Genomic DNA, 25,763 nt, shown 5'->3' with positions numbered 1-25,763 from the left:
AGCCAAAGGGGCTGATCAAATCATCAAGAGATTAGCTTTAGCAAAATTAGTTTAAATTTAGCCTTCTAATCCATCAAGCGCAGCAAACATAGGCTCATACAAAGGCTGAGCCAAGGCTGTTAAAGAAGCCGTTAATGCCTTAAACGCATCTTGATCGCGTAGAATATATTGCCAAATGGCATGTTGCGAGCAAGTATCATATATCGTATCTGACGTATAATTTGGGAATAGCCACTCTGAGAAATCACCTCGTTTTGGCCAATAATCAGCACTCTCTTCTTCTTGAGCTTTTAGGCAATTGTCCAAATAACCAAGTGCATACTCTGGCAATAAGGTAAGCGGTACTTGACCCGATAGCTTGGCGAAAACGGCCCATTTAATCAGCTCAATCACAGCATCTTCATAAACAACAGGACTTAGCTTATAGGCAGTCGCTTTTTCAAGCTTTTTAACTTTAGTGCCTGACTTATTAAAACGCCAAATACTCATGCCGTCATTTAGCGCCACCTGCTCAGCTGTGGTGCGTCTAGCCACCTGCCAATACAGATGGGATAACCAAAACTTAAGCAAATGTCTGGGGCTAGCGGAGTTAGGCAAGATATTAAACCAGTGCTTAGGCGACTGCTTGGCATACGACACGCCTGAATTTAGATATGCGCCATCTTCATTAACCTGTATCGGTACCATACCTTTAATCTTAATCGTTTTCGGCAAAAAGGATAACAGTGTAGTCTCCCCTTTTTGATTAAACACACTTGCCAGTTCAATCTGTACGGGATGCTCGATAATGGGCGTAATAATTGGCAGCTCTGTGTTCGATTCTTCAATATCAACACCATTAACAATCAATTGTTCTTTAAAAGCCTTACACTGTTGTTGTAGCTTTTGCTGTTGATTGGGCAAGGTAGTATGGCGGGCTACCCCCGCAGGCATTATTTTTTGATACAGTAAAATTGGCCTGTCTTGAGATTTCGTGTCTACCTGACTCTCCGAATTATCCGAATCATCTAAGCTATCTGACTGATTAGCGACTGAAGCATTGGCTAATTCATGAATTAAATAGTCTTTAATCTGATAGGTGGTCAAGTTATCCAAAAACAGCGGCTCTTGGTTCGCCATTGCCTCCTCACCCTGTACGATATGCACCTGTTGTGTGCGCAAAAAGGCTTTGGCTGGGTGACGCACTTGATAAGCCAACACCCCTTCAACATCAATCTCACCAATATCAAATAAGGCTTGAGCCAAGGCTTTATTTTGTTCATTTGGATCTAGTTTGGCATCAATCGCTAATAAGTCATTCAGAGCGTCCAAGTTTTGAGAGTTGATATCTCCTAATTGACCTAACCCACTGCCTAATAGCTGAGCGATTGCCTGATAATGGGCTTGATTCGGTAATTTGACCAACTGCGGATGTTCGCTAGAGTCTCTAGATTTTAGAGTGTGAAACACTGCCTGCCACAAAGGTGCTGGCGGGAACTGACGCTGCTGAGCCAGTTTGGTTTTTTGCATTGCTTTATCTAATATACCCTCTAAAGCATCAAAATCAGAAGGCTCTTTATTCGAGTCGTTTAAGTCAGTCGATGCTGCCTGCTGATTTGAGTCTTTATTTTTAATGCTTAGGCTATTTTCTCGTAAGGGTTCATGCTCTTTTAAACTCGTCTCAGACTCACTATCTTCTACCGCTTGCTCAAACAAACGCTTATCAAAAGGCAATGCTGGATGCTCGGTAACCAGCCACTGTTTGACCAGCTTAGGCAGATGACGTTTTAGACTTTCGGTGGTTGGGTCTACCAATTCTGGTAGACTATCGAGCGAATTGACCTGCCATTGCACCTCCCCTTGCAAGAATTGCAATAGCTCGCTGACTGGGTTGGCCGGCAAGTGCTCGTGGGTATCGGTCAGGCTTTGACCGTTATAAAATATCCAGCAAGCACTGCGCGCGCACAATAAGGCATCCAAGAACGCCCCATTGTCATCGTCCTCACTCACTCGGTCACCGCGGCGTGAAATAGTCGCTTTCATCAAATCATAACGATTATCACGGTCACGCGCTGGGAACTCAGAGAGGTTCATATTGAGCATGACCACCAAATCAAACGGCACATTTCTCAACGCCCCGAAGCGGCCGAAGGTAATCACGCCAGTTGGCTCAGCACTCACTTGCTGACTTTCAAGCTCCGCCTCAATACTATCGAGCATAAAGCTTAGCTTTAGCGGTAATTGCTCAACTCTCGCCAGCCTTTGCTCAACTTCTCGGTTATCGGAGTTATCACTACTGGCATATTGTCTATAATGACGGTTGGCGCGCAGGCTCGACTTAAAGCCGTTCATGGCGTTATAAATGGCGCGCATACTGCGGGTCTGGTCCACATCACCAAAATAACGATGAATCACTTGGCGCTCAATTTGATCGAGCCAATCCTCAGCTTTTAACTTTTGTTTGTGGTCATCACGGCGGGCAAGCAGGCCACTATAAATGCGGCACAGCGCTTCAATAATAGGCGCATCATTAAGACTTACCTCAGACAATGGCAAGCTCATCTCAGCAATCGCCGTACTTGGCCATTGCTGCGTCTCAAGCGGATACAGGCAGTCGCTCATTTGCGCTTCGGGCATAATTAGCCCCAAGGTTAATCTGTCTAACGCTTGGGCAAAGCTAAAGCGGTAATCAAAGTCATTACCATCTAACGTCTGCTTCAGATGCCACTCGTCAAAACCACGAATAAAGCCCGCCTCAACCAATAAATCACAGCCACGGCTCATCTGATCATGGGTCAAACCAAAGCTTTCGTATAGTGGCGGCAGCATTAACCAGTCTAATACTTCAGCAGCTTCAAAGCGGGCGCTGTCACTACCAAGTAGCTTATAGAACCCAATAATCGCCTCCCATAATTGACGAATGGAGGCATCAACCACACCCGTTACCTTTGCTGGTAGAGTCAGGCCATCTTGACCTTTACCATTAACAAAGATTGAGCTAATTAACGCATAATGACGCTCTACATCGGGTAGTAGCACCACGATATCTGAAATGTGACGCTTTTTTGCACCAGGCGGTAATGGCTCATTCAACCAGCGCCCAATCATAATGCGCAGCACCTCAAGTTGACGCTGCAGACTGTGGCACGAATGAATGCTTAGGCTATTATCTTGAGACGACATTGACCACAGGCGCTCTTTTTCAAAGCGTTTATTCTCAAGTACCTCATCTTCATACCAAGCAGCCGTGTCTAGATTCTTATCATTATCATGAGTGCTCGTTTCTGTATCCGTGTTACCATCAGAACTTAGTTCAATGTGATCACTAATGGCTTGTGACACTTTAACTGCAGTCGCTTGCTGCGTTGAGCGTTCATCAAGCATCAACACATCATTTTGCAAGCGTCTTAATAAACTGGGGCTGTTTTGGGTTTGAGAAGCTGAATCTTGATCAAAGTCATTGATAAAATCCTCAGACAACTCAACGTCAAAATTATCCTGCCAATCCACAACCGCATCTTTATACAGCTCATTACCGGACAAATTAGCGAGCATGGCAAAGGTGTCTCGGGACTGCTTGCCCAGACGCGATAACAGACTATGCCCATAGTCACGTAAAAACACGCTTTCAGGGTTAATAATTTGCTGACGCTGTAACCACGACTTATCGACGATGTCCGCCCAAAACAGCTTAGAAGGGTTGTAGTGCAGTAACGTGATATCCATGTAAAGAGATAGACGCTGCAAAAAATCAAGCTCAGTCTGTGGCAGCTGCTGAATGGTAAAAATACGCAGTACTTTGGGTAACTGTTCGCGCTCGCCAGCCTTATCGCTCTCTAAAGCTTCCCAAAAGCTCTTTTCTAATTCAGCACGATACTGATGCACATCAGCGAACAGGTGCGACCACAGATAACGCTGAGCTGCTTCCAACTCAACATAATGATCAACCAACCATTCTGGGGTGCCGCGTGCATATTTATCAAAGTGCAAAGCTAAGGTATCTTTTTCTGCAATCAATGTGTCCACATCAAGTGGCTTATTATCCGACCACAGACTTAACCAATCCTCACGGTGGGTCAAATAACGGTTAAACACTCGTGCCAAATCACTTGCCAGCTGCCAAATCCTTGCATCTTGCTGCGCCTTATCCGGCTCAACGCCTTCTTGTGGCTCATCAATTAATGACGACAGCAGCGGATACACGGGATGCTTATCATCCTCGATAATAGTTTGCTGATAATAAGTGAGATAACCAAACAGACGCCACTGCATCACAGTCGGTGACAGCACCGCTACTTCAGGCACATTGAGCACAGTCTCATCAGGGTTATTTTGCAGTAGATAAGCATTGTGGCGACTTAACACATCTTGCATCAGCGTCCACTGATATTGACCCCAGAACTTAGTCATCACAAGGGTGCTGATACCAGCACGGCTAGCAATGGTTTTATCGAGCCAATCGCCCAAAACCATTGACGGCACAATAACCACAAAGGGATCAAAAATAGACTGCTGCACAGATTGATATTCGACCAGCAGTTCATCGACTAAGTTTTCGGTGCGATGCGATTGGATAATCTTGAACATAGAGGGTTTTTCTTTTTTTAGATGTTTTATAAGGAGCTGTGGGTATAAGCATAACTGATTATTTGCTTAAGAAAACCCTTGATTAATTTTAAACGTCAGCAACTGTCGTAAGTATTGCCATCAGAACCATTTCAGCGACTGATAAAGTCAATATAAGACCGCTTTACTATGTTTACTCAAGTAACAAAACTTTCACCTAACGCCATTGTGCGATAAGCTGTAGCTTATTCGCCTAAAATGACCATTCTCTCTCATCCATACCGACCTACTGAGCCTTGCTTTATGAAACGCTTACACAAACCTTTGTCTTTTTACCTGCTATTGGTCGTTGGATTAATCGTGCTGATCATTGCAGTGCTATTTAGCATTTTATGGTATCAAAATCAGCATATATCGCATCCACTGCCATTCACAGACAGTGATAATATTTCGGTCAGTGAGAATGCAGGATCTACCCAATCTAATCAAACCATTCACATTGTTGTCCGTGCAAACCTTGAGCCATCTTTGGATTCCATTATCAACAAATTCAATGAGTATTATCCGCATATCACCACCCATGTGAGCTATGTGGGCGCAGATGAGCTACCAGATTATGTGCGTAGTCACTCGCCGGTACACGTTGTGATTAGTGATGCCGATGCGATAGAGGGTTTATATCATCGTCAGTCTAATCGTTCTAATGACACGCTAGAGACTCAGGTAGATGAGATACCTTTTGATTTTGCATCATTAAAGACCCAGACGGCAAACGCTGAGCAAACAAAGTCTATTAAGATTCAGGGGTATATCTTGGATTCAGACAGTCATGTCTCGAGCCCTGTAGCGGACAATGAGCCAGTAGCGGGGAACAATTCAGCGACGGATTTATTTAAGCGCTTCTTGCTAGCCAGCAGTGTGCAAAAACGGCTACAGTCATCCAAGCTTGATGGCGCATCTATGCTTGACAGTATAGAGAACGATGACAATACCGTAGATGAACTGTTTAACAAAAACGCTGACTCTGATGTTAAGGGTGTGTCGATGAAAGGGATTTTTGAGTAACTATTATAGTCAGCGAACTACTAAAATATTACGGCGTTAAGCTTAGCGTTATCTACCCAATCAAACGCATCCAAGATGCGGTTCCATTGATCATCGAATCCCGCTTTTAATAATAACGGCTCACCGGTAACGGGATGATCAAGTGCTAAAGTCTGAGCGTGTAACATCATGCGCGTGCAATCATATTGAGTACGGAAAAATTTATTGTGGCGTCCATCGCCGTAGCTAGTATCTCCTACTATCGGGTGAAACAGATGTCTCATGTGACGACGCAGCTGATGTTTTCGCCCAGTTTCAGGCATTAAGCGTATTAGACTATAACGGCTGGTATTGTGCTTTTTTGATACGGCAAATGGCAGCTCAATTTGGGCTAAGCTCTGCCAATGAGTCACTGCTTGTTGAGCAGGTTTGTCTAAATCAGCAAATTTATCAGCGATGGCATCCGGCTTAAAGCTTAACGCATAATCAACGGTGCCTTTTTCTGGCATAAAGCCGCGCACCACAGCCAAATACTGCTTAGCAACTCTGCGTTCAGTGAAGGCTTCGGTGATGCTGCGAGCCACAGCAGAGCTCTTAGCGAATAATAATACGCCCGAGGTTGGTCTATCTAATCTGTGTACCGGAAATACATGACAACCTACAGCATCACGGGTGAGCTGCATAGCAAAGCGCGTCTCCCCTTTATCAAGCCAACTGCGATGCACCAATAGACCCGCTTCTTTATTGATGGCTACTAGATGCTCATCTTCATAGACAATCTCTATCGGGTTATCTATTTGTGTATCTGTTTGACTATCAGTGCCGCTTTCAATATCCATCTTTATCCATTTTTTCATTGCTTCAATTTTAGATAGATTTGCTTTGAAACCTATCCTTATCTTTACTGTCTTAAATACATAGCCTTTACCATCAAGCCTTTGGCTTTGGCTCTAGCGCTTAGTTTCTGTAAAGTACCTTAACCACATGCCACCCAAACTTGGTTTTTACTAAATGCGGAGTTAAAAGCTCGCCATTAAAGCAGACTTTATCAAATGCTGTCACCATTTGGCCTTTTCTAAATTCACCTAAATCGCCGCCCTTTTTACCGGATGGGCATGTAGAGTGCTTCTTGGCTAGCACATCAAAATGTGCACCTTTTTTCAGCTTGGTAATAATCTCTTCAGCCAGTTCTTTGTCTTTTACTAAAATATGTAATGCGCTAGCGGTGCGTGCCATGATGTAAACCCTTCATAAATATCGATTATGGCGGTATTATAGCACTAGTCACTTATAGTACGGATGCTACGCTTATAAAAGTGGGGCAAACACCTGATTAATTATGATAAAATAATTCTCCTTTCTATCTCCATTTCAATCTATGCGCTTATAGCTCAACAGGACAGAGCAGTCGCCTCCTAAGCGATCGATCGGGGTTCGAGTCCCTGTGGGCGCACCAATCAATGTACTTTGGAATAACCTCGTGTAACTATCCCCTAAAATAACACAGCTCAAACGTAGAATTTCTTATAAAACACCCATAAGGAGTTTTGATATGAGCAAACGAATGACTGAGACTCAAATAGTATCGATATTAAAATAAGCTGATGCAGTGTTACCCGCTAAAGAGCTGTACCGTAAGTACGTGAGGCTCTATCCGTGGCGTGCTCACTAGCTTTATTAAGCTGTTTGACCAGTTGTTTAATAAACTCGCGTTCTGGATCTTGTGGAAATAATCGACAAAACTTGTCCCATTCATCCGCTTGAGTGCGTTGTACGTAATCAAGTGCATCACGCTCATACAAGGCGGTTTCACGATGATAGCCTGAGTTCGTGCCTTGTACCCAGCCATTGGCCACCATCTTATTGATGATGTCATTTTGAAAGGTTGATTCCCGCGTGATATCCGTCATGGTTCGTCCGTTTGGTTGTTTTGTTTATCGCAAATGTGTTAAATCGTATTTTCAAGTGACAGCATATTCATAATTAGCTTAATAAGCGTCTCTTTTTGGTCGGGGTCAGACTCTGCAACAAGTAACGTCAGTGCAGCAAGTCCTGTATCATTAATCACCATATCGCCCTGACTATTCAGCAGGCGATGATTGCGGTGCAAAAAGTCCACAAACATAAACGCACCACTTCGCTTGTTGCCATCGGTAAACGGATGATTCTTAACCATAAAATACAATAGATGTGCTGCCTTGCTCTCAATAGAGGGGTATGCAGGCTCGCCAAATACCGTTTGTTCAAGCGTACCTAGCACACTTGCCAGCCCATCACCCCGAGGGTTTGCAAACAGCTCGGTCGCCTCACCCTTATCCATAAGCTGTGCTTTTAACTCATTTAACATTGCCATTGCCTCATCAGGGCTTGGCAACACACCGCCCACCTCAACATCTGGCTCATCGAGCAAACCCTCATCATAACGCTGCAACCACAAAAAGGTTTGCGTATAACGACTGATAATCTCCACCAGTCCGCGCCCCTCATCCGTCTTTAACGCTGGGCTTTGTGCTGTCTTCTTAATCAATACCAATGCTTGTTGCAACTCATCTGCATTTTTCTCAAAGCGCTGTTTATCTATGATATAACCTTGCTGTAAGTATTCCTTTAAACGATTGGTCGCCCATATCCGAAACTGCGTACCTTTCTTAGAATTTACCCGATAGCCTACCGAGATAATCGCATCTAAATTATAAAAACGAATCTTACGCCGTACCTGTCGATTGCCTTCTTGACGAACTACCGAGGATTCCTCGGTAGTTGCTTTTTCATCCAGCTCACCTTCTTTATAAATATTCCTCAGATGCAAGCCAATCGTATCGGTATCTTTATCAAAAAGAGTCGCCAACTGTGCTTGAGATAGCCACAACGTCTCTTTCTCTAAGCGAATCTCTATATTCGCTTGCCCATCGTCCAATTCATAAATTTCAATGCTTGCGCCATCCGTCTTATGGTTATTTGTCATCCTTTGCGCCTGTTTTAGGGTTTATAAACACTGTTCTGTCGACAGCTGTGATTTTTGTGATATTTTTGACACCATTTTATCCGTAGCCAATCCTGCCCTTAGCCACCATCTCTTTGATGATGTCGTTTTGAAAGGTTGATACACGCGTTATGTCGGTCATGGTTTATCAATTATCTTTTAAAATTTGAGAAGGGTCGCGAAGGTCTGTATTAGAGACAGTACTGCTTCACTGTCTTATCTACTCTTAATACATTTCGCATTCATACAAAGCAGGCCTGTTACTTCTTAAAACATTCTTTATATATTCCATAATTTATATAGAGGAACAAGACATAAAGTCCTGTAAATCCAAGCAAACTAGTGATGTTGATATGTTGACGTTGAAAATCACCCACAATCATAACGAATAGCAGTAAAAAACTCGGTAATAGATAGCGCAGGTACCTGTTTGACCAGAAACGAGCAGATATTACTGAATAACCTAGCACGAAAATAAATAAGATTAACTTAATACGAATAAACTCCATGGCTTTTGTTAAATACGATGACTAAACGCTATCAACATATCATAAGTGTACTATCTTTCTAATATCGTAAAACGCAAACTTATAAAGGGACACTGAAATCTCTTCATTTATTATGACTAGTGAAGGTATTATGCTACCTCCTTTTTATAATCGTCATGTTTCTTCCATAAGCTTACCCACTTAGAGTGGCGTTTGCGGCGGTTGATGCCTCGAATTTTGCGATATCTTGTCTTATGTTGCTTCATAGCTTATGCTTTAATATTCAATATCGTATGCTGCTACACCAAGGCTCATTAAATCAAAATATAGTAGAGTCTCACCTTGACATGTTGGGGGTTTAATATGCAGGTAGATAAATATGAAAACCACAGAGACTCTAAACTACTATAACCAAAACGCTAAAACTTATAGAGAGCAAACGAAAAATCTCCGAACTAATGATTTGTGTGATCAGTTTGTTTACCAGTTGCCATTTCATCTCGGTATTCCTCATCATGTCTTAGATGTGGGCTGTGGCTCTGGTCGAGATGCTTTTTGGATCTCCAATAGATATGCGATGAATGTTACCGCTATCGATGGTAGCTCAGAGATGATTAAGATTAATAAGAAAAACTATAAGCTCAGTGAGGTTAAGTGGCTAAACGTCCTGTTTGATGAGATTAAAGTCCAAGGTTGGGAAGATAAGTACACGGGGATCTGGGCTTGCGCCTCTTTATTGCATGTTCCTTTTAAATCACTGCCTTACCTGATGATGGATTTAATCAAAACCTTAAAATTCGAGGGCATTATGTACGCCTCTTTTAAGCATTGCACGGGTGAGAGAATGGACGGAGAGCGCTTTTTCTGTGATATGAATGAAGAGCGATTGTTAGAGGTGCTGCATCAGCTTTATGTTGTTTGTACGATTGAGTATGATTGCTGGATTACCTCTGATCTAAGAGAGAATCGAGATGATGAATGGTTTAATGTGATGATGACGAAAAAGGCTTAGGTCAATTCAATTGACCACCTTATTTCGCCACAATCACATCACTCACTCTGGTTGTATAACAAGGGCTTAATAACTCACGACTCATCTGCCACCCCTGTGCCTCCTTTATCCCCTCACTGGCTATAAACAGAGCGCTTTGCTGATGCCGGTCTGCTTGGTACTTGCTATTTAGCTCATCCATCACCGCCATAAGTGCCTGTTTTTTATTATAAGCTTCAGCATCAACGCCTGCACTAAATAAATCCAGCTGCACCTCATCATACTGACAAATGCCTGACAGCATAACCCCTGCTTTTGCATAACGAATGTTGTCTTTGTAAATCTTTGCCATTACTGCTCTAGCTGCTGTAACTAGATCTCTAGTATCCGCAGTTGGTGTTTCAAACTGATATTGACCTGATATGGGTGTGTATTTCTCGTTTTTATTAAATGCACTGTTTTTAGCAAATACAGTCATAAAGCGACATACGCTGTTTTGCTGACGCAGTTTATTAGCAGCACGTGCGGCATGTGCGCATACTGCTTCTGCCAAATCATTTTGCGACGTGATACGTGTTGAGAAAGATCGGGATGAGATGATTTGCTTTTTGGGCTCAATGGTTGCAATATCGAGACAAGGTTGTCCGTTTAGCTCTAGGCATGTTCGCTCTAATACCACGCCAAAGTGCTGACGTATTTTTTTAGGCTCACAAATTGCCAGTTGGTATACGGTCTCAACCCCCATTGCTTTGAGTCTGTTTTTATAACGCCTGCCTACGCCCCATACCTCACCGACATCTGTAATCTGCATCAGTCGCCTAATCCATCTTGAATTGGTTAATACACATATTCCTCTAGTAGCGGGGTATTTCTTAGCAGCATAGTTAGCTAACTTCGCTAGTGTCTTTGTTTCTCCAATTCCCACACCAACCGAAATACCTGTATACATCTCAACGATTTGCTTAATCTTTTTGGCATAGGCATCTAAATCTTGCATAGCCACTGGATAATCTGCCAAATATAAAAAGGCTTCATCAATCGAATACACCTCAACCGTAGGACACAGCGACTCCAAGGTGCTCATCACTCGGTGTGACATATCTGCATACAGCGCATAATTTGAGCTAAACACTGCAACGTCATGTTGAGTACAAAAGTCTTTGACTTGATAATAAGGCACGGCCATTTTAATGCCTAAGGCTTTAGCTTCTGGTGAGCGCGCCACCACGCAGCCGTCATTGTTAGATAAAACAACAACAGGTTTGTTTTTAAGGTCAGGTCTAAACAGCTTTTCGCAGGAAGCGTAAAAGCTATTGCAATCAATCAGAGCATACATAGGCTAGTTTCAATCTAATTGATACTAAGGATAATGAATAAAGAGCTTTTGTAGAATAAGCCTCTCACCAAATAGATACATCACTAAGATAGCAGAATTGAGTAAGGAATGAGTAGATCTAACAAATGATTTGCGACGAGGATTGTCGCTTAACACTTAAAAAGATAAGATGAAAGGCTGTGATTGATAGATAATGAGGGTCAGATATTTAGTTTAGAAGTCAAAACGTCGCTGTTGACCACGGCCACGCTTCACTTCGCGGATGATGTTTTTGACCACACCGAATACTTCAAACTCAATGTCATCACTTAAAGGAATATCATCAAAGTCATCGTTATAAGCCACCAACTTAGGCTCTGGCTCAAGACACAGCTCTTTGACCGTAAACTCACCGTTAACAGCACAAACAATGATGTCACAATGCTGCGCCTCAAGGCTTCGGTCGACAACGAGTAAATCTTCTGGATAAATACCAGCATCTATCATAGATAACCCGCCAGCGCGAACCAAGAAGGTGGCATTGGGATGACTGATACATAGCTCGTTAAGGTCAATGCTGGCTTCTATATAGCCCGATGCAGGCGAAGGAAAGCCTGCCGGTACCTTTTCGATAAAGTATGGCAACGGGCTGTATCTTGACGGGTGTAGTTTGCCTAGTATTTTGGTGGTCATGGTGTTTTGGCTTATTAATTGGAGTGTAAAGAATATATAGTATCAGGTCACATCTATTACATTAATAATAATCACTAATAGTTTATACTCAAAATACTATTTGGCAGCTTGGTTCCACTAAAGTGGTGTTTTCAATTTGGGGGCATTTCCCTCCTTATGGGTATTTTAAAAGAAGTTCTACGTTTAAGCTGTGTTATTTTAGGGGATAGTTACACCTAAACTGGCCTAATATCATCAGGCATATACTTGATGGATTACTCGTTTGAAAAATGCGAATGCATCTTCAGACCCTTGTAACGCTTGCTGACGCTGTTCTGATGTCAACTCTAAACCATCTAGCTGCTCTTTAAATTTGCGCCAATGTCTCATTCGACCCTCTTCATGCGCAGCCAAATGCCTTGCTCCATAACACTCACTTAGATTAAGATTTTGTGCTTCTTTATACAAAATTGCTGCACCCAAATTTGAGCCTTCAGCACAATAAAGCCAGCCAATAGCCTCAAAACCATTAGGATCTGGCTGCTCCTCAGCTATTGAAACCGGACTAACGTTAAGGTCTTGCATGTCCTTAGCGACTTGATCTAAGCGTGACAGATGACTCAGACCTTCGATTTTATCGTTCCAATCAAGGTCGTCATAAATAGGCTTTAGAACCTCGTGAAAGACATTTTGTGCCTGCAAAAATCTACTATAATTCTCAACAGATGCAAACGGATGCATAGATAAAACGAGCGCATCTACACTATCATGTGTTTGACGGGAATGCCTTTTTAATGCATCACTAAGCGGTAAGTTCATAATAGGTCCTCTTATATATATCGCTTATATTAAAAGCGTGTTGTTGTTTTTGGATATGAGTGTTCTTGAATGTTATGATGCCGTGTGCAAAGTTATCCTGCCTTGCACAAGACTGTACTGATTAAGGCTTATTCGCTAAAACTCGTACGTTAGACCCACCTTATAATTCCTACCTGGTGCTGTGAATCTCTCAATACCAACGCCTTTATCATCTACCATAGAATTGACGTTTAATTCTGCCAATGAGCGTAGGCTGTCCCACGGAACATATTTGGTATCAAATACGTTAAATATCCCTGCTGACAGTTTTAAGTGTGAGCCTATTTTTTTACTGCCATAGACATCATAGACGTATGCTGATTTGGACTTATCAATATGTTCGTAAGGTGCTATATACCCCTTAGCAGGTGAATTAAAGCCATTGGATTCTAAATTAACAACCTTTGCATCGTTAGCATGCTTTCTGCCTAAATACCTTAGGTTTCCTGATAATTGCCAATCTTTTTCAGAAGATTCATAGCCTATCCCTAACGTCGCATTCAACGGCTGAGTAGCCAGTAGGTTGGTTCCTTTATCACTTTTATCTTTGGCATAATTTAAATGAGCAAATAGCTTGATATCGCCTTGTGCATCCACCATTTGTCCAACATCCCACGTGCCGCCCAAACGTATACCATACGTCTTTGCATCACCGATATTTTTAGCGCCAATCAGATTGATTGTGTGCGGGGAACATATGGGCTCACCAGTCCAAGAATCTTCGTAGCATCTTTCTTGTTCTTCTTGATAATTTAATAAGCTAATAAAGTCGCTATATTTCGTATAAAAACCAGTGGCTTTAAAACTAAAGTCTTTAAAATCACCTGCCAAACTTAATTCGTGGTTAAGTGACTTCTCAGGCTTTAGATGAACATTAGGCGTTAAATTGTTTCCCATCATCTCAAATGCGGAGTACATTTGGCTCGTCGCAGGCGCCATAAAACCTGTCGACACTTGATACTGCGCTTGCAAGTCAGGGGTTAGTTCGTAATTAACGGAGAACATTCCGCCCACGTTATCCATTTTTTTATTGTGATCAAATTCACCGTTTTCGTAGGCAATACGCACAGGATAATATTTGCTTGATTTTTCAAGCCCTTTTTTATTAATCTCGTCCATATAGGGCTGATAGTTATAATTGTCATACCGAATGCCAAGTACTGTATCTAGCTTATCGGTAAGATTAATCTTGTCCTGAATAGCGATATTGAATACATCTTGTTTAACCGATGGACCAAGGAAATCGTACCAAGATTCGGCTACACCCGAAGAAGGAATAAATGATTCCTCTAATATAAGCTTGTGATCTTTTTTTGCATACTTTGTATTTGCTGAAAATGTATGCGTACCGAACTTTTCAGTTTGTACAGGAAAGCTGCTCGCCGCGATACTTAGCTGTAAAGTCCTATCCTTTTGAGGACGATGCTTTAAACCGTCTATTAAGTAATTATCCGTCCCCCACTCTTGGCTATAGGTTTCTGTATTTGCCGCGGCTTCAACCTTCTGATAGGTTAGATTGGTATCTATTTGGTCGATTAATTGACTAGCAGAAGTAAGGTATCTATGACTGATGCCATAACTTTCTAAATCGACGTTGTCTTTACCGATTCTTGGTGAATAGAGCTTTCTTGAAAAGTTATTAGACAGCGTATCTGTTTTTTGCTTTGTGACATGAAAGCCCAACCTATTCTCTTCATTCAAATTGATATACAGTTTCGCTAACGCCGCCTCTGTCTCATAAGTCAAGGGATCAGGTAGTATCGCTGCTCTATTGTCTTTATAGCCGGTGGATGGATAGGCATAGTCTGGATCATTTAGAAAGTCGTATGCAGGATTAAGCTTCTTTTTTTCAAAATCTATCATCCGATGATTTTTTGTTTCATGGCCTCTACGATGAACATAGTTAATCAAGGCCTCAATTTTGTCATTTTTTCCCGCAAGACCTATAGCTTTACTAAACTCTTCATTGCTGCTGCTGTAGCCCGTTTTGACATAGCCGCCTATTTGCTCGTTAGGCTTTATTAAGTCATTAGGATCTTTTGTCTTGAAATTTACCGCCCCACCCATTGCACCGCTGCCTGAGTTGAAAGAGTCAGACCCGACCTCAAATCCTACCTCGGACAAAATCTCTACATCAGGAGACAATCGACCTTCAAACATATAGCCATAGGCTGAAAATATCTCATTGACCTGCTTGTCCGGTAAGCTGACACCATCTAAGTTCAAGGCCACTCTATTGCCATCCACCCCTCTGATAGCAAAGCCATTATTCCCATATCTGCCGGCATCAGCCACACTAATATCTGGGTTATAACGCACCAAGTCCTCATGACTATCGATTAGATTATCTGCTATTGTTTTTGTGGTTTTTATATTGTCTGCGACTGTTATGGATGGCTGTTCATTGGCATAAACGTCAATGGCTTCCAAGCTAGCAACAGGGGTATCTACCTCTTGCTCAGGCTCTTGGTTAAGCGTATCAGCCATTGCTGATTGATACATACAAAGACTAATAGCAATACTTAATAAGGTTCTAGATTTTGTAATAGCAGACATGTGAGGTGACTGCTCCTTAATTAAGGTTACGCGCATTTTAAACGTCCTGTAAGAAAATTGAGCACCATTTTGTGCTGATTAATACTGCCCTTAAATAAAAACTGCCCTTAAATAAAATAAACGTATCAACTGTTAACATTGCTGATAACTTCAGAATATAATATGACATTTATAATACATTGTAAATAATAATCATTCTCATCTAATAAAAATATTTGCTCCTCGAATATTTTAGATAAATACCTCTAAGTCTATAAAAGCAAGTATTCGTTGAAAGTAGCTAAGGATTATGCATCCGGTAATCGGGACATCCAAACAGCAACGGTGAGACAAACAAGAGTCGTTAGCCAAGCCAGCCAATACCAATTATCAGATAATCGGTAAAACAACATTCCGCAAGAAACAGCCATCATCGACCAAGCCAGATATTTTGCACGGCGGGGAATAGCGCGATGCTGCTGCCAGTTAAGTACTATTTTGCCAAATACCTTATGATTAAGAAGCCAGTGATTAAACTTGACGGATCCTTTGGCCCAACAGGCAGCAGTAAGTAAGATAAAGGGAGTGGTAGGTAGCACTGGAAGAACAATTCCGATTAGACCTAATAGAAAAAAAACAGAGCCTAGAAACATGAAGATTAGGCGAACCACACGGTTATGGTGTATTTGATTGTGGGCTACTTCTTTTTGTAACGTCGGTTGCTTGGAAGAGGAATGCATATTGTCCATAAAAAAGCAGCTCGATAATCATGCGGTAGATAGCAGTTATTCACCAAGTTCCTAGTTATCTAACTAAAGCATAGATAAATAGAGACTTAGCATTAAATTATAAATGATAATCATTATTACTAGCAAGCAAAAATTTAGATTCCCCGATTTTAAAGTCTTGGTGTGTCATAGTAGCTCCTTTATCTTCAAATCTGATTACTCGTTAATAATAATAAATGTTGAGCACAATCATCATGGCTTATTTGATTTATTGCAACGAAAAAGCCCTCCAATCTAAGCTTAGAGGGCTTTAATATTTTATGAATGACTCAAGCTAATAAACTAGCGCAGCTCATCTACCATAGCAAGCATCGCCACTAATGATGCCTCACCCAATTTCATTGAACGCTCCGGCGACCAGCCTGTCTCTGCATTAGGCGCATTAGCATTGTCTTTAAATGGCATCTCTAACGTATTGGCCAGACAGTCAAAGCGCTCAGCCACCCAGTTAGTGGCTACCGTCATATTGGCCTCACCGGGTGCATCAATCTCATAACCGTATTCAGTCTGAAAGTCAGCGCTGGCCAGTTTCAATACATCAGAGAACTTCTCACGCAGTTGTGCCAGTCGGCTATCGTAACTTGGCGTGCCTTGCGAGCCAGCTAAGAACACATAAGGCAGCGCCTCATCACCGTGCACATCATAAAACAGATCGACACCTGTCTTCTCCATTTTATTAATGACATGATACACCTCAGGGCTTCTCTCTAGACTCGGATCTTGCCATTCACGGTTTAAGTTAGCACCGACGGCATTGGTACGTAGATGTCCGCGCACGCTGCCATCTGGATTCATATTGGGCACAATATAGAAGTTGGCTTTCTCTAACAATAATTTGGCAGTGGTATTGTCACTGTCTAATAAGCTATATAGCAGACCCTCTATCAGCCACTCTGCCATGGTCTCACCCGGATGCTGGCGAGCAATTATCCAAATATTACGTTTATTTTCTTGATTTTCAGTACTGTCATCGCTGACTTTTACCAAGGTCAAATCACGTTTATCAAGCGTCTCACCCAAGTGCTCTAAGGTCACCAATGGATGAGTTTGAACGGCGGCCAACAAATCTTGATGACGCTCATAGCTATACGGCGCAAAGTAGGCAATCTGAATAGAGTCATAATCAAGCTCAACCTCGATGCTAAGCTTGCCACCTTGATAAGTGGTGGGCAGACGGAACCAATAATCACGGTCGTAGGAAGCAACCGCTTGATAATCCTCCCAACCTTCTACATACGAGGACTCACCAGCATTCAAAATATTAAGCACATATTGCTCGCCAACATCACCAGTCAGTCGAAAGTTAAACCACTGAAAAAACTCATCGCCAAAGTCGGGACTGATTTTTAACTGAATGTCTTTTTTATCTTCTAAACTGATAACTTCGATATTACCAGCATCAAAATTAGCGGTGATATGCATCATATTTCCTTAATAAATTTAAATTATTTTTTATACATATGGGGTAACATCATAAAGTGTAACACCTCGCTTGACTATGGCTCAATATGGCTAAAAATGCTATAGTTACCCTCTTACTTTTTGGCTTGTTTAATACAAATAATCCGCATCTTTCTAGCGCTATACTCTACACAGCGTAGCTCCACAGTCTCATCTCTATCTTAATTAGTTAATCAGGTCGTTTATGGCGTTTGTACATCTTGGTATTCACAGCGAATTTTCTATTACGGATTCTATTATCCGTATCAAACCTATGGTCAAGGCTGCCGCCGCTGACGGACAGATGGCGCTGGCACTGACAGATTTATCCAATTTGTATGCCACCGTTAAGTTTTACCGTGCCTGCCTAGATGCCGGTATCAAGCCTATTATTGGCGCTGAGATTATTCTGGATGATGAGAACACACGCTTAACGCTGCTGGCGATGAATAATGAGGGTTATCAGAGTATTACCCGTATTGTCTCATTAGGCTTTACCGAAGGTCGAATGAACCCTGAAAATAGAGGCACGCCCATTGTTAGCAAAGAGCATCTGTTAGCAAATAGCGAGGGCGTGATTGTTTTATTCACCGAAAAATCCGATGTCGGTCAAGCTTTAACAGGTTCTAACCCAGAACGTGCGGATCAGCTGATTACTGACTATCAAGACACATTTGGCGACCGTTTATACTTTGCCATTAAGCGTACCAATCGCCCTGGCGAAGATGCCTTTATTTATCAAGCCATTACTATTGGTGGCAAGCATGGCATTCCAATTGTTGCCCATAATGATGTGCGTTTTTTAAATGAAGAAGATTTTGATGCTCACGAAGCGCGTGTGTGTATTGCTACCTCTTATGTATTAGCGGACCCTAATCGCCCGCGCAATTATTCAAACCAGCAATACTTGAAAACACAGCAGCAGATGGAAACTTTGTTTGCTGATATTCCGCAAGTTATTGCTAACACCATTAGCCTTGCACAGCGCTGTAATGTGACCCTGACTTTGGGTATTAATGTATTGCCAGAATTCCCCATACCTAAAGGCGAGACAATTGAAACCTTCTTCCGCGGAGAGTCGGAGCGCGGCTTGGATGCGCGTCTAGATAAGCTTTATCCTGTTGAGGAGCGCGATGACACTTGGCCAGAGATTCGTAAGCCTTATGACGAGCGCTTAAACCATGAGCTAAATATCATCTTGGAGATGGGATTCCCCGGCTACTTCTTAATCGTTATGGACTTTATCCGCTGGGCCAAGGCCAATGGCGTGCCAGTAGGCCCAGGTCGTGGTTCGGGTGCCGGCTCGCTTGTGGCTTATGCGTTAAACATTACCGATTTAGACCCGCTGCATTACGACTTACTGTTTGAGCGCTTTTTAAACCCTGAACGTGTGTCCATGCCCGATTTTGATATCGACTTCTGTATTGAAGGCCGTGACCGCGTGATTGAATATGTGGCCAGTCAATATGGCCGTGAAGCGGTATCGCAGATTATTACCTTTGGTACCATGGCTGCAAAAGCGGTGGTGCGTGACGTGGCACGCGTGCAAAGTAAGTCATACGGTCTAGCGGATAAGATATCGAAGCTTATTCCAAAGACACCGGGTATTTCATTACAAGATGCGGTATTAGAAGAGCCACAACTCAAAGACTTACTGTCTAATCCAGATAATATGGATTATGAAGATGCCAATGAGATTTGGGAGATGGCGATTAAGCTTGAGGGTATCACCCGTAATGTCGGTAAACATGCTGGTGGTGTACTCATTGCACCTAACAAAATCACCGATTTTAGTGCCATTTATTGTGATGAAGAAGGTCACCGTGTCAGTCAATACGATAAAGACGATGTTGAGGCCGTTGGTCTGGTTAAGTTTGACTTCTTAGGCCTACGTAACTTGACTGTTATTAATGCGGCAGTGAAGAACATCAATGAACGACGTGCCCGCGAAAACAAGCCAGCTTTAGAGCTTGAAGATTTGCCGCTTGATGATAAAAACGCCTATAAATTGTTGCAGGATGCTAAGACCACAGCGGTATTCCAGTTAGAAAGCTCGGGTATGAAAAAGTACCTTGCTAAGCTTCAGCCCACCAATATTGAAGACGTTATTGCTATGTGTGCGTTATATCGTCCCGGCCCATTAGATGCTGGCATGGTAGAGATGTACATTGACCGCAAACATGGCCGTGAGGAAGTGGTCTACGATCATCCGAACTTAGAGCCTATTTTAGAGAATACCAACGGCGTTATTGTCTACCAAGAACAGGTAATGCAAATCTCGCAGGTCATGGCAGGCTACAGCTTAGGCGGTGCTGATATGCTACGCCGTGCAATGGGTAAGAAAAAGCCGGAAGAGATGGCCAAACAGCGCGATATCTTTGTAACCGGTGCCACAAATCAAGGCATCGACCCCGTGATATCCGGCGGTGTATTTGACTTGATGGAGAAGTTCGCCGGTTACGGGTTTAACAAATCGCACTCGGCAGCTTATGGCGTACTCGCTTATCAAACCGCCTATTTAAAATATTACTACCCTGCTGAGTTTATGGCAGCGGTTCTGACCTCGGATATGAACAACACCGACAACGTGGTGTTCTTCATTAATGATTGCCGTGAGAACTTTGATTTAACAGTTGATAATCCTTCAGTAAACCGCAGTGAATGGCATTTTGTAGCTGATAGTCCGACCAATATTATTTATGGCCTAGGCGCAATTAAAGGCGTTGGTGAAGGTGCGGTTGAATCTATCGTACAAGCCCGCAGTAGCGGCGGTAAGTTTACCGATTTATATGACTTTTGCCGCCGCGTCGATATCAAAAAGGTCAATAAGCGTACGTTAGAGGCATTAATTAAATCTGGCTGTTTTGACGATTTTGCTATTACGCTACGTCCTGATTTAGACGCCGATCAGCGTCATCAGATTCGCGGTGCGCTAATGGTACAGCTACCAAGTGCTGTGCAGGCTGCTGAGCAAGAGCGCCAGAATAATGAAATGGGCATGATGGATTTGTTTAGTGAAGTCGATAATGCCACTACTGCACCGCCTCTACCGACTGGAAGCAATCTGATTTGGGGAGACAAACACCGTCTTAAAGCCGAAAAGGACACCTTAGGGCTTTATCTAACCGGTCACCCTATTGATCAGTATCGTAAAGAGGTCGCGGTTTATACCTCCAATGCGCGTTTGGATAATTTATCAGACACCGGCTATAACGGCAACACTATGTTTGCTGGCTTGATTATGGATATCGCTAACTTCGGTAACCGCTGTGTGATTACCCTAGATGACGGTACTGCCCGTTTAGAGGTCAGCTGCTATGCTGAGCGCTTTAACCGAATCAAAGACAAGCTTAAAGTTGACGAAGTGATTGTTATCAAAGGGGGTATTCGTGACCGTGATGGGCGCTTGTTTGCTCGATTAGATAATGCGTATACACTCCTTGAATGCCGCCAGCGTTGGGTGAAGAAAGTCAGTATTAAGATTCATAGCCAAGATATACAGCTGCTCGACTCCCTACAGCCGCTACTTAAGCCGGCTCAGCTAGATAGCATACCCAATCTATCTGCGCCTGCGTTTGAAGAGGATATGGATGCAAAAGGCTCAACAGATGCCTACTATAATGATAGCGTGGCCTATGATGAGTCAGGTAATATGCTAGCACCGACCGCCGCCTCTACTTATCAGAACGATGGCTGTATACCCATTGCGTTAAATGTCTATACAGAGTTTGCTATTGCAAATGTTGCATTAAATGATGACTGGCGTTTGTATCCTACTGATGACAACTTAATGCAGCTAAGCAATATTGTTCCTGATGAGAACTTATACTTCCATTACTCTTAGCTATACAGCAAAGATAAGACTAAAACAGCTACTATCGGCTCCAATCTCTTACTTAAACCATATCCTGCTTAAGCATTGACTCAGTGCTTAAGCTTTTTTTACGCTTTTTTTAGATAATAACCCTTTATAGGCCACGCTTATCCAATATTTAGAGGAATTCTACTACCTTCTACTCTCTTTACTCGTTTGTATGCCAATTTTTAGCGTTATTTATATCTCTGCAACCCTAAGTTTTGTTGTTCTAATATTAACAAGTTAGCAGGCTCAAGTGGCTAATAATTGAAAAAATCTCAGTATTTATACTTGTTTAGAGGTATATGGAAGCAAAATATAAATTAGTTAAATGATTAAAGGTGAATAGAATTACTAAACAATTCTCGTTATTTATTTGGTCGAAATATTCTATGAGGCGATTTTATAATACTAATTGCCATCATAGTTTCAGCATTATACTGTTTAATAATTCTAAATAACACAATCTAGATAAATTGTAAAATAATAAAACATTAAACGTCACTATTATTTAATTAATCGTATTAATAACAATTTTCGAAGATGAATAATTTAATAATAAAAATCGCTAATATTCTTAAATTAACATGGTTTACTTTGTGTTACAACGCCTGTATAAGTCTTGATTCGCCTAATTTACGATAATATACTATCTCGCAACAGAGCTTAACAGGCTATTGCATGAGTCATTCTCAAAATAGTGTTAAGTTCTTATTTTAGTTAAGCTAACCTATTTAATAGCTGCTTGCTTAACTAATTAATTTAAATGTAGTAACGTTTGCTTATATACATTTTTTATCGCTTTTATAAATGATAACTAATTAATTTTATAAAAGTTTAATAATCCCAATAATAAAATAGGAATAACGACCATGACTAAGTCTAACGCATTATTAGAACTATTAACTCCTGACAACTGTCAAGTTATCTTTATCGATCAGCAACCACAAATGGCTTTTGGCGTACAGTCTATTGACCGTCAAACTCTAAAAAACAACGTTGTTGGTCTAGCTAAAGCAGCTAAAGTTTTCAATATCCCAACAACTATTACAACCGTTGAGACTGCAAGCTTCTCTGGTAACACGCTTCCAGAACTATTAGAAGTCTTCCCAGACAACGATCTTCTTGAGCGTAGCTCAATGAACTCTTGGGACGATCAAAACGTTCGTGATGCTTTAGCAGAAAATGCTAAAAATGGTCGTAAAAAGATTGTTGTTTCAGGCCTATGGACTGAAGTATGTAACCTATCTTTTGCTCTATCTTGCCTACAAGACACTGACTACGAAATCTATATGGTAGCTGACGCATCAGGCGGTACTACTGCTGAAGCGCATCAGTGGGCAATGGAGCGTATGCTTCAAGTGGGCGTTGTTCCTGTAACTTGGCAGCAAGTTCTTCTTGAATGGCAACGTGACTGGGCTAACAAGACCACTTATGATGCAGTAATGGACATCGTACGTGAGCATTCTGGTGCTTATGGTATGGGTGTTGACTATGCTTACACTATGGTTCATAAAGCGCCTGCACGTTTTGCAGCGAAAAACACCATTGGCCCAAACCCAGCACCTAAAAAATAATAAGATTTAACTAATGACTAGTTACTCTTATTTATTAGGTTAAAAAAGGATTAATCGAGTTGAACTGTGACGTTATTTTATAACACTTAGTTTTGCTTGGTTAATCCTTTAACGTTTTAATAGCATAGAGATTATAAATTATGAAAATTTATATCTATTCACTCATTGTCGGTATTGTTGTAGGCGTTATTTACAACCTCGTTAACGTCCGCTCACCTGCTCCTCCAACATGGGCGCTGGTTGGCTTATTAGGTATGCTTATTGGTGAACAGGCCATTCCGTTTGCAAAACAGCATTTTTTTAATAATGCTACGACGACTCAACAAACCACACAAACCTCATCTGATGTTGATAATAACCATTAATAAACCGAGTCAAACAGACGTTAGAAACTATCCTGTTAGTTAAAAATAAATTGTATTGGGTAGCTTTCTAAAGCCATGATTCAAGTTCGACCTATATTTACCTTTTTTAATGATATTGTGTCATTACTGTTAAACGTAACGCTAAGCCGCTCTTTAACATGACATTACAGCTAATTTTAGCTTTGTATGTGTTTGGCAGTGTTATGTAACATCTAAATCTTCCTTCTTGTATGACAACAATATTTTATATACGATTTATTCGGGTAATACCTAAATAATAAGGATAAGTATTTGCCCCGATGACGATAAATCTATAAATAAAAAAGTTAATCCATAGGCAATTTTTTATCCCAATCTAATTGGTATTCATTTTAATAGGACAGTATTATGACTTCTCCTGACATTATTTATTATAACGGTAATATAACAACACTCGATACCGCTAACCCTACAGCTACCGCAGTTGCTATCAAGGATGGCCGCTTTACTAAAGTCGGTACTGATTCAGAAGTACTTGACCTTGCGGGAAGCAATACCAAATCAATCAACCTAAAAGGCCGCAGTGTACTGCCGGGTCTTTTTGATAACCATACTCACGTTATCCGTGGTGGTCTAAACTACAATATGGAACTACGTTGGGACGGCGTTCGTACATTAGCAGATGCTATGGCGATGCTAAAACAGCAAGTAGATAACACGCCGGCTCCTCAGTGGGTTCGCGTTGTTGGTGGTTTCACTGAAAACCAGTTTGCTGAAAAACGTCTACCCACACTTGACGAAATCAATGCAGTTGCCCCAGATACTCCAGTATTCATTCTACATTTATATGACCGTGCGTTACTAAACGCAGCTGCACTACGTTCAGTAGGCTATACAAAAGATACACCAGAACCACCAGGTGGTGAGATTCAGCGTGATGCTAACGGTAATCCAACAGGTTTACTACTAGCAAAACCAAACGCAAGTATCCTTTATGCAACGCTTGCTAAAGGCCCAAAACTTCCATTTGATTATCAGCTCAACTCTACCCGTCACTTTATGCGTGAACTTAACCGCTTAGGTGTGACTGGTATTATTGACGCAGGTGGTGGTTCTCAAAACTTCCCAGACGATTATGAAGTCGTACAAAAGCTTCATGAAGAAGATCAGTTAACGGTTCGTATGGCTTATAACTTATTTACCCAAAAGCCAAACGAAGAGAAAGAAGACTTCTTAAACTGGACCTCTTCTGTTACCTATAAACAAGGTGATGACTACTTCCGTCACAACGGCGCAGGCGAGATGCTTGTTTATTCAGCAGCCGACTTTGAAGACTTCCGTCAGCCACGTCCTGAAATGCCAGCAAATATGGAAGAAGACCTTGAAGAAGTTATCCGTATCTTGGCTCAGAACAAATGGCCATGGCGTCTACACGCAACATATGATGAAACCATTGAGCGTGCGCTAAATGTTTATGAAAAAGTAAACGAAGAGATTCCATTCGAAGGTTTAAACTGGTTCTTTGACCATGCTGAGACTATTTCTCAAAGAAACATCGATCGTATCGCAGCATTAGGCGGTGGTATTGCAGTTCAGCATCGTATGGCTTACCAAGGTGAGTACTTCGCTGAGCGTTATGGTACTGCAGCCGCTTCTAACACCCCACCTATTAAGCAAATGCTTGATAGCGGTGTAAAAGTATCTGCCGGTACGGACGCGACACGTGTTGCCTCTTATAACCCATGGGTATCTCTATCATGGCTAATCAGTGGTCAAACTGTTGGCGGCATGCAGCTTTATGATCAAGACAACCTATTAGACCGCGAGACAGCTCTACGTATGTGGACTGAGAAAGTTGCCTGGTTTACAAACGAGGAAGGCAAACGTGGCCGTATCGAAGAAGGTCATTTAGCTGACTTTATCGTACCGAATAAAGACTTTTTCAAAGTGCCAGAAAATGAGATTCCTTACTTAACCTCTGATCTAACCGTTGTTGGTGGTAAGCCTGTATTCGGCGCTGGTGAGTTTTCTGACTATGACTCTCCAATACCCCCAGCAATGCCAGACTGGTCGCCAGTTAATCAATATGGCGGTTATGCTGCTTGGGGTGACCCAGAAGGTGCTGGTAAAAACTCTCTTGCTCCTCAAGGTGCTGCTATGGCCGCTTCTTGTGGTTGTTCAAGTGCGTGCGCTTTACATGGTCACAATCATGCTAAAGCTTGGAAATCTAATGCCCCTGTATCAAACATGAAAGATTTCTTCGGCGCGTTCGGTTGTTCTTGCTGGGCGGTATAAACTGCTAGTCTTTGGCTTTATGCGTTAAAGTG

Annotated in this window: 16 protein-coding genes, 1 tRNA gene and 1 pseudogene; 7 read left to right on the top strand and 11 right to left on the bottom strand. The window is 41.9% G+C overall.

Annotated elements, in window-relative coordinates; genetic code table 11:
- Positions 1–57: 57 nt before the first annotated feature.
- Positions 58–4,566: an exodeoxyribonuclease V subunit gamma gene (locus tag AC2SLO_RS07435; protein WP_486541039.1), complete on the bottom strand. Its 4,509-nt coding sequence runs from the start codon at positions 4,564–4,566 to the stop codon at positions 58–60.
- Between the two features lie 282 nt (positions 4,567–4,848).
- On the opposite strand from AC2SLO_RS07435, the gene AC2SLO_RS07430 reads away from it, so the two are divergent.
- Positions 4,849–5,610 (top strand): hypothetical protein, encoded by a 762-nt coding sequence (locus AC2SLO_RS07430; protein ID WP_486541037.1) that lies wholly within the window; start codon positions 4,849–4,851, stop codon positions 5,608–5,610.
- Between the two features lie 20 nt (positions 5,611–5,630).
- On the opposite strand, the gene truC is transcribed toward AC2SLO_RS07430, so the two are convergent.
- Together truC and ppiC are read right to left on the bottom strand one after the other, a co-directional pair.
- Complete coding sequence (gene truC, locus AC2SLO_RS07425) at positions 5,631–6,428, bottom strand: tRNA pseudouridine(65) synthase TruC (protein ID WP_486541035.1); 798 nt, start codon at positions 6,426–6,428, stop codon at positions 5,631–5,633.
- Positions 6,429–6,546: 118 nt separating this feature from the next.
- On the bottom strand, positions 6,547–6,825 hold the full coding sequence (ppiC, locus tag AC2SLO_RS07420) for a peptidylprolyl isomerase PpiC (RefSeq protein WP_486541033.1): 279 nt from the start codon (positions 6,823–6,825) through the stop codon (positions 6,547–6,549).
- Positions 6,826–6,969: 144 nt separating this feature from the next.
- Between ppiC and AC2SLO_RS07415 the strand changes: the two genes are divergently transcribed.
- Positions 6,970–7,045, top strand: a tRNA-Arg gene (locus AC2SLO_RS07415).
- A gap of 172 nt (positions 7,046–7,217) precedes the next feature.
- On the opposite strand, the pseudogene AC2SLO_RS07410 reads toward AC2SLO_RS07415, so the two are convergent.
- Together AC2SLO_RS07410 and AC2SLO_RS07405 are read right to left on the bottom strand one after the other, a co-directional pair.
- Positions 7,218–7,499 (bottom strand): annotated as a pseudogene (locus AC2SLO_RS07410) (hypothetical protein); the annotation flags it as partial.
- A 38-nt stretch (positions 7,500–7,537) separates the two neighbouring features.
- The gene (locus AC2SLO_RS07405; protein ID WP_486541031.1) at positions 7,538–8,554 is read right to left on the bottom strand and encodes a virulence RhuM family protein/type II toxin-antitoxin system death-on-curing family toxin; all 1,017 of its coding nucleotides are present in this window, start codon (positions 8,552–8,554) and stop codon (positions 7,538–7,540) included.
- A gap of 885 nt (positions 8,555–9,439) precedes the next feature.
- On the opposite strand from AC2SLO_RS07405, the gene AC2SLO_RS07400 reads away from it, so the two are divergent.
- Positions 9,440–10,072: a class I SAM-dependent methyltransferase gene (locus AC2SLO_RS07400; protein WP_486541029.1), complete on the top strand. Its 633-nt coding sequence runs from the start codon at positions 9,440–9,442 to the stop codon at positions 10,070–10,072.
- 19 nt (positions 10,073–10,091) lie between these two features.
- Here AC2SLO_RS07400 and AC2SLO_RS07395 read toward each other — a convergent pair whose 3' ends face one another.
- From AC2SLO_RS07395 to AC2SLO_RS07370, 6 genes are all read right to left on the bottom strand, one after another.
- On the bottom strand, positions 10,092–11,387 hold the full coding sequence (locus tag AC2SLO_RS07395) for a Y-family DNA polymerase (protein ID WP_486541027.1): 1,296 nt from the start codon (positions 11,385–11,387) through the stop codon (positions 10,092–10,094).
- Between the two features lie 213 nt (positions 11,388–11,600).
- A complete protein-coding gene (umuD, locus tag AC2SLO_RS07390; protein ID WP_486541025.1) occupies positions 11,601–12,059 on the bottom strand; it encodes a translesion error-prone DNA polymerase V autoproteolytic subunit in 459 nt (152 codons plus the stop codon).
- 234 nt (positions 12,060–12,293) lie between these two features.
- The gene (locus tag AC2SLO_RS07385) at positions 12,294–12,857 is read right to left on the bottom strand and encodes a biliverdin-producing heme oxygenase (RefSeq protein ID WP_486541023.1); all 564 of its coding nucleotides are present in this window, start codon (positions 12,855–12,857) and stop codon (positions 12,294–12,296) included.
- Positions 12,858–12,992: 135 nt separating this feature from the next.
- Positions 12,993–15,452, bottom strand: a complete 2,460-nt coding sequence (locus tag AC2SLO_RS07380) for a TonB-dependent hemoglobin/transferrin/lactoferrin family receptor (protein WP_486541021.1) — start codon at positions 15,450–15,452, stop codon at positions 12,993–12,995.
- Between the two features lie 287 nt (positions 15,453–15,739).
- Positions 15,740–16,171 carry a DUF454 family protein gene (locus AC2SLO_RS07375; protein WP_495637100.1) on the bottom strand — a complete coding sequence of 144 codons (432 nt, stop codon included), beginning with the start codon at positions 16,169–16,171 and terminating at the stop codon, positions 15,740–15,742.
- Between the two features lie 330 nt (positions 16,172–16,501).
- Positions 16,502–17,644, bottom strand: coding sequence for a M14 family metallopeptidase (locus AC2SLO_RS07370; protein WP_486541019.1), 1,143 nt, complete (start codon positions 17,642–17,644; stop codon positions 16,502–16,504).
- A gap of 220 nt (positions 17,645–17,864) precedes the next feature.
- Between AC2SLO_RS07370 and dnaE the strand changes: the two genes are divergently transcribed.
- From dnaE to AC2SLO_RS07350, 4 genes are all read left to right on the top strand, one after another.
- Positions 17,865–21,503: a DNA polymerase III subunit alpha gene (gene dnaE, locus AC2SLO_RS07365; protein ID WP_486541017.1), complete on the top strand. Its 3,639-nt coding sequence runs from the start codon at positions 17,865–17,867 to the stop codon at positions 21,501–21,503.
- Between the two features lie 884 nt (positions 21,504–22,387).
- On the top strand, positions 22,388–23,092 hold the full coding sequence (locus AC2SLO_RS07360; protein ID WP_486541015.1) for a hydrolase: 705 nt from the start codon (positions 22,388–22,390) through the stop codon (positions 23,090–23,092).
- 140 nt (positions 23,093–23,232) lie between these two features.
- On the top strand, positions 23,233–23,457 hold the full coding sequence (locus AC2SLO_RS07355; RefSeq protein ID WP_486541013.1) for a DUF1427 family protein: 225 nt from the start codon (positions 23,233–23,235) through the stop codon (positions 23,455–23,457).
- 387 nt (positions 23,458–23,844) lie between these two features.
- Positions 23,845–25,731, top strand: a complete 1,887-nt coding sequence (locus AC2SLO_RS07350) for an amidohydrolase (RefSeq protein WP_486541011.1) — start codon at positions 23,845–23,847, stop codon at positions 25,729–25,731.
- Positions 25,732–25,763: the final 32 nt, after the last annotated feature.

Source organism: Psychrobacter sp. CX14, from assembly GCF_057396205.2.
Note: the sequence above shows the minus strand (reverse complement) of the source record. Positions and strands in the feature narration are given on the sequence as shown.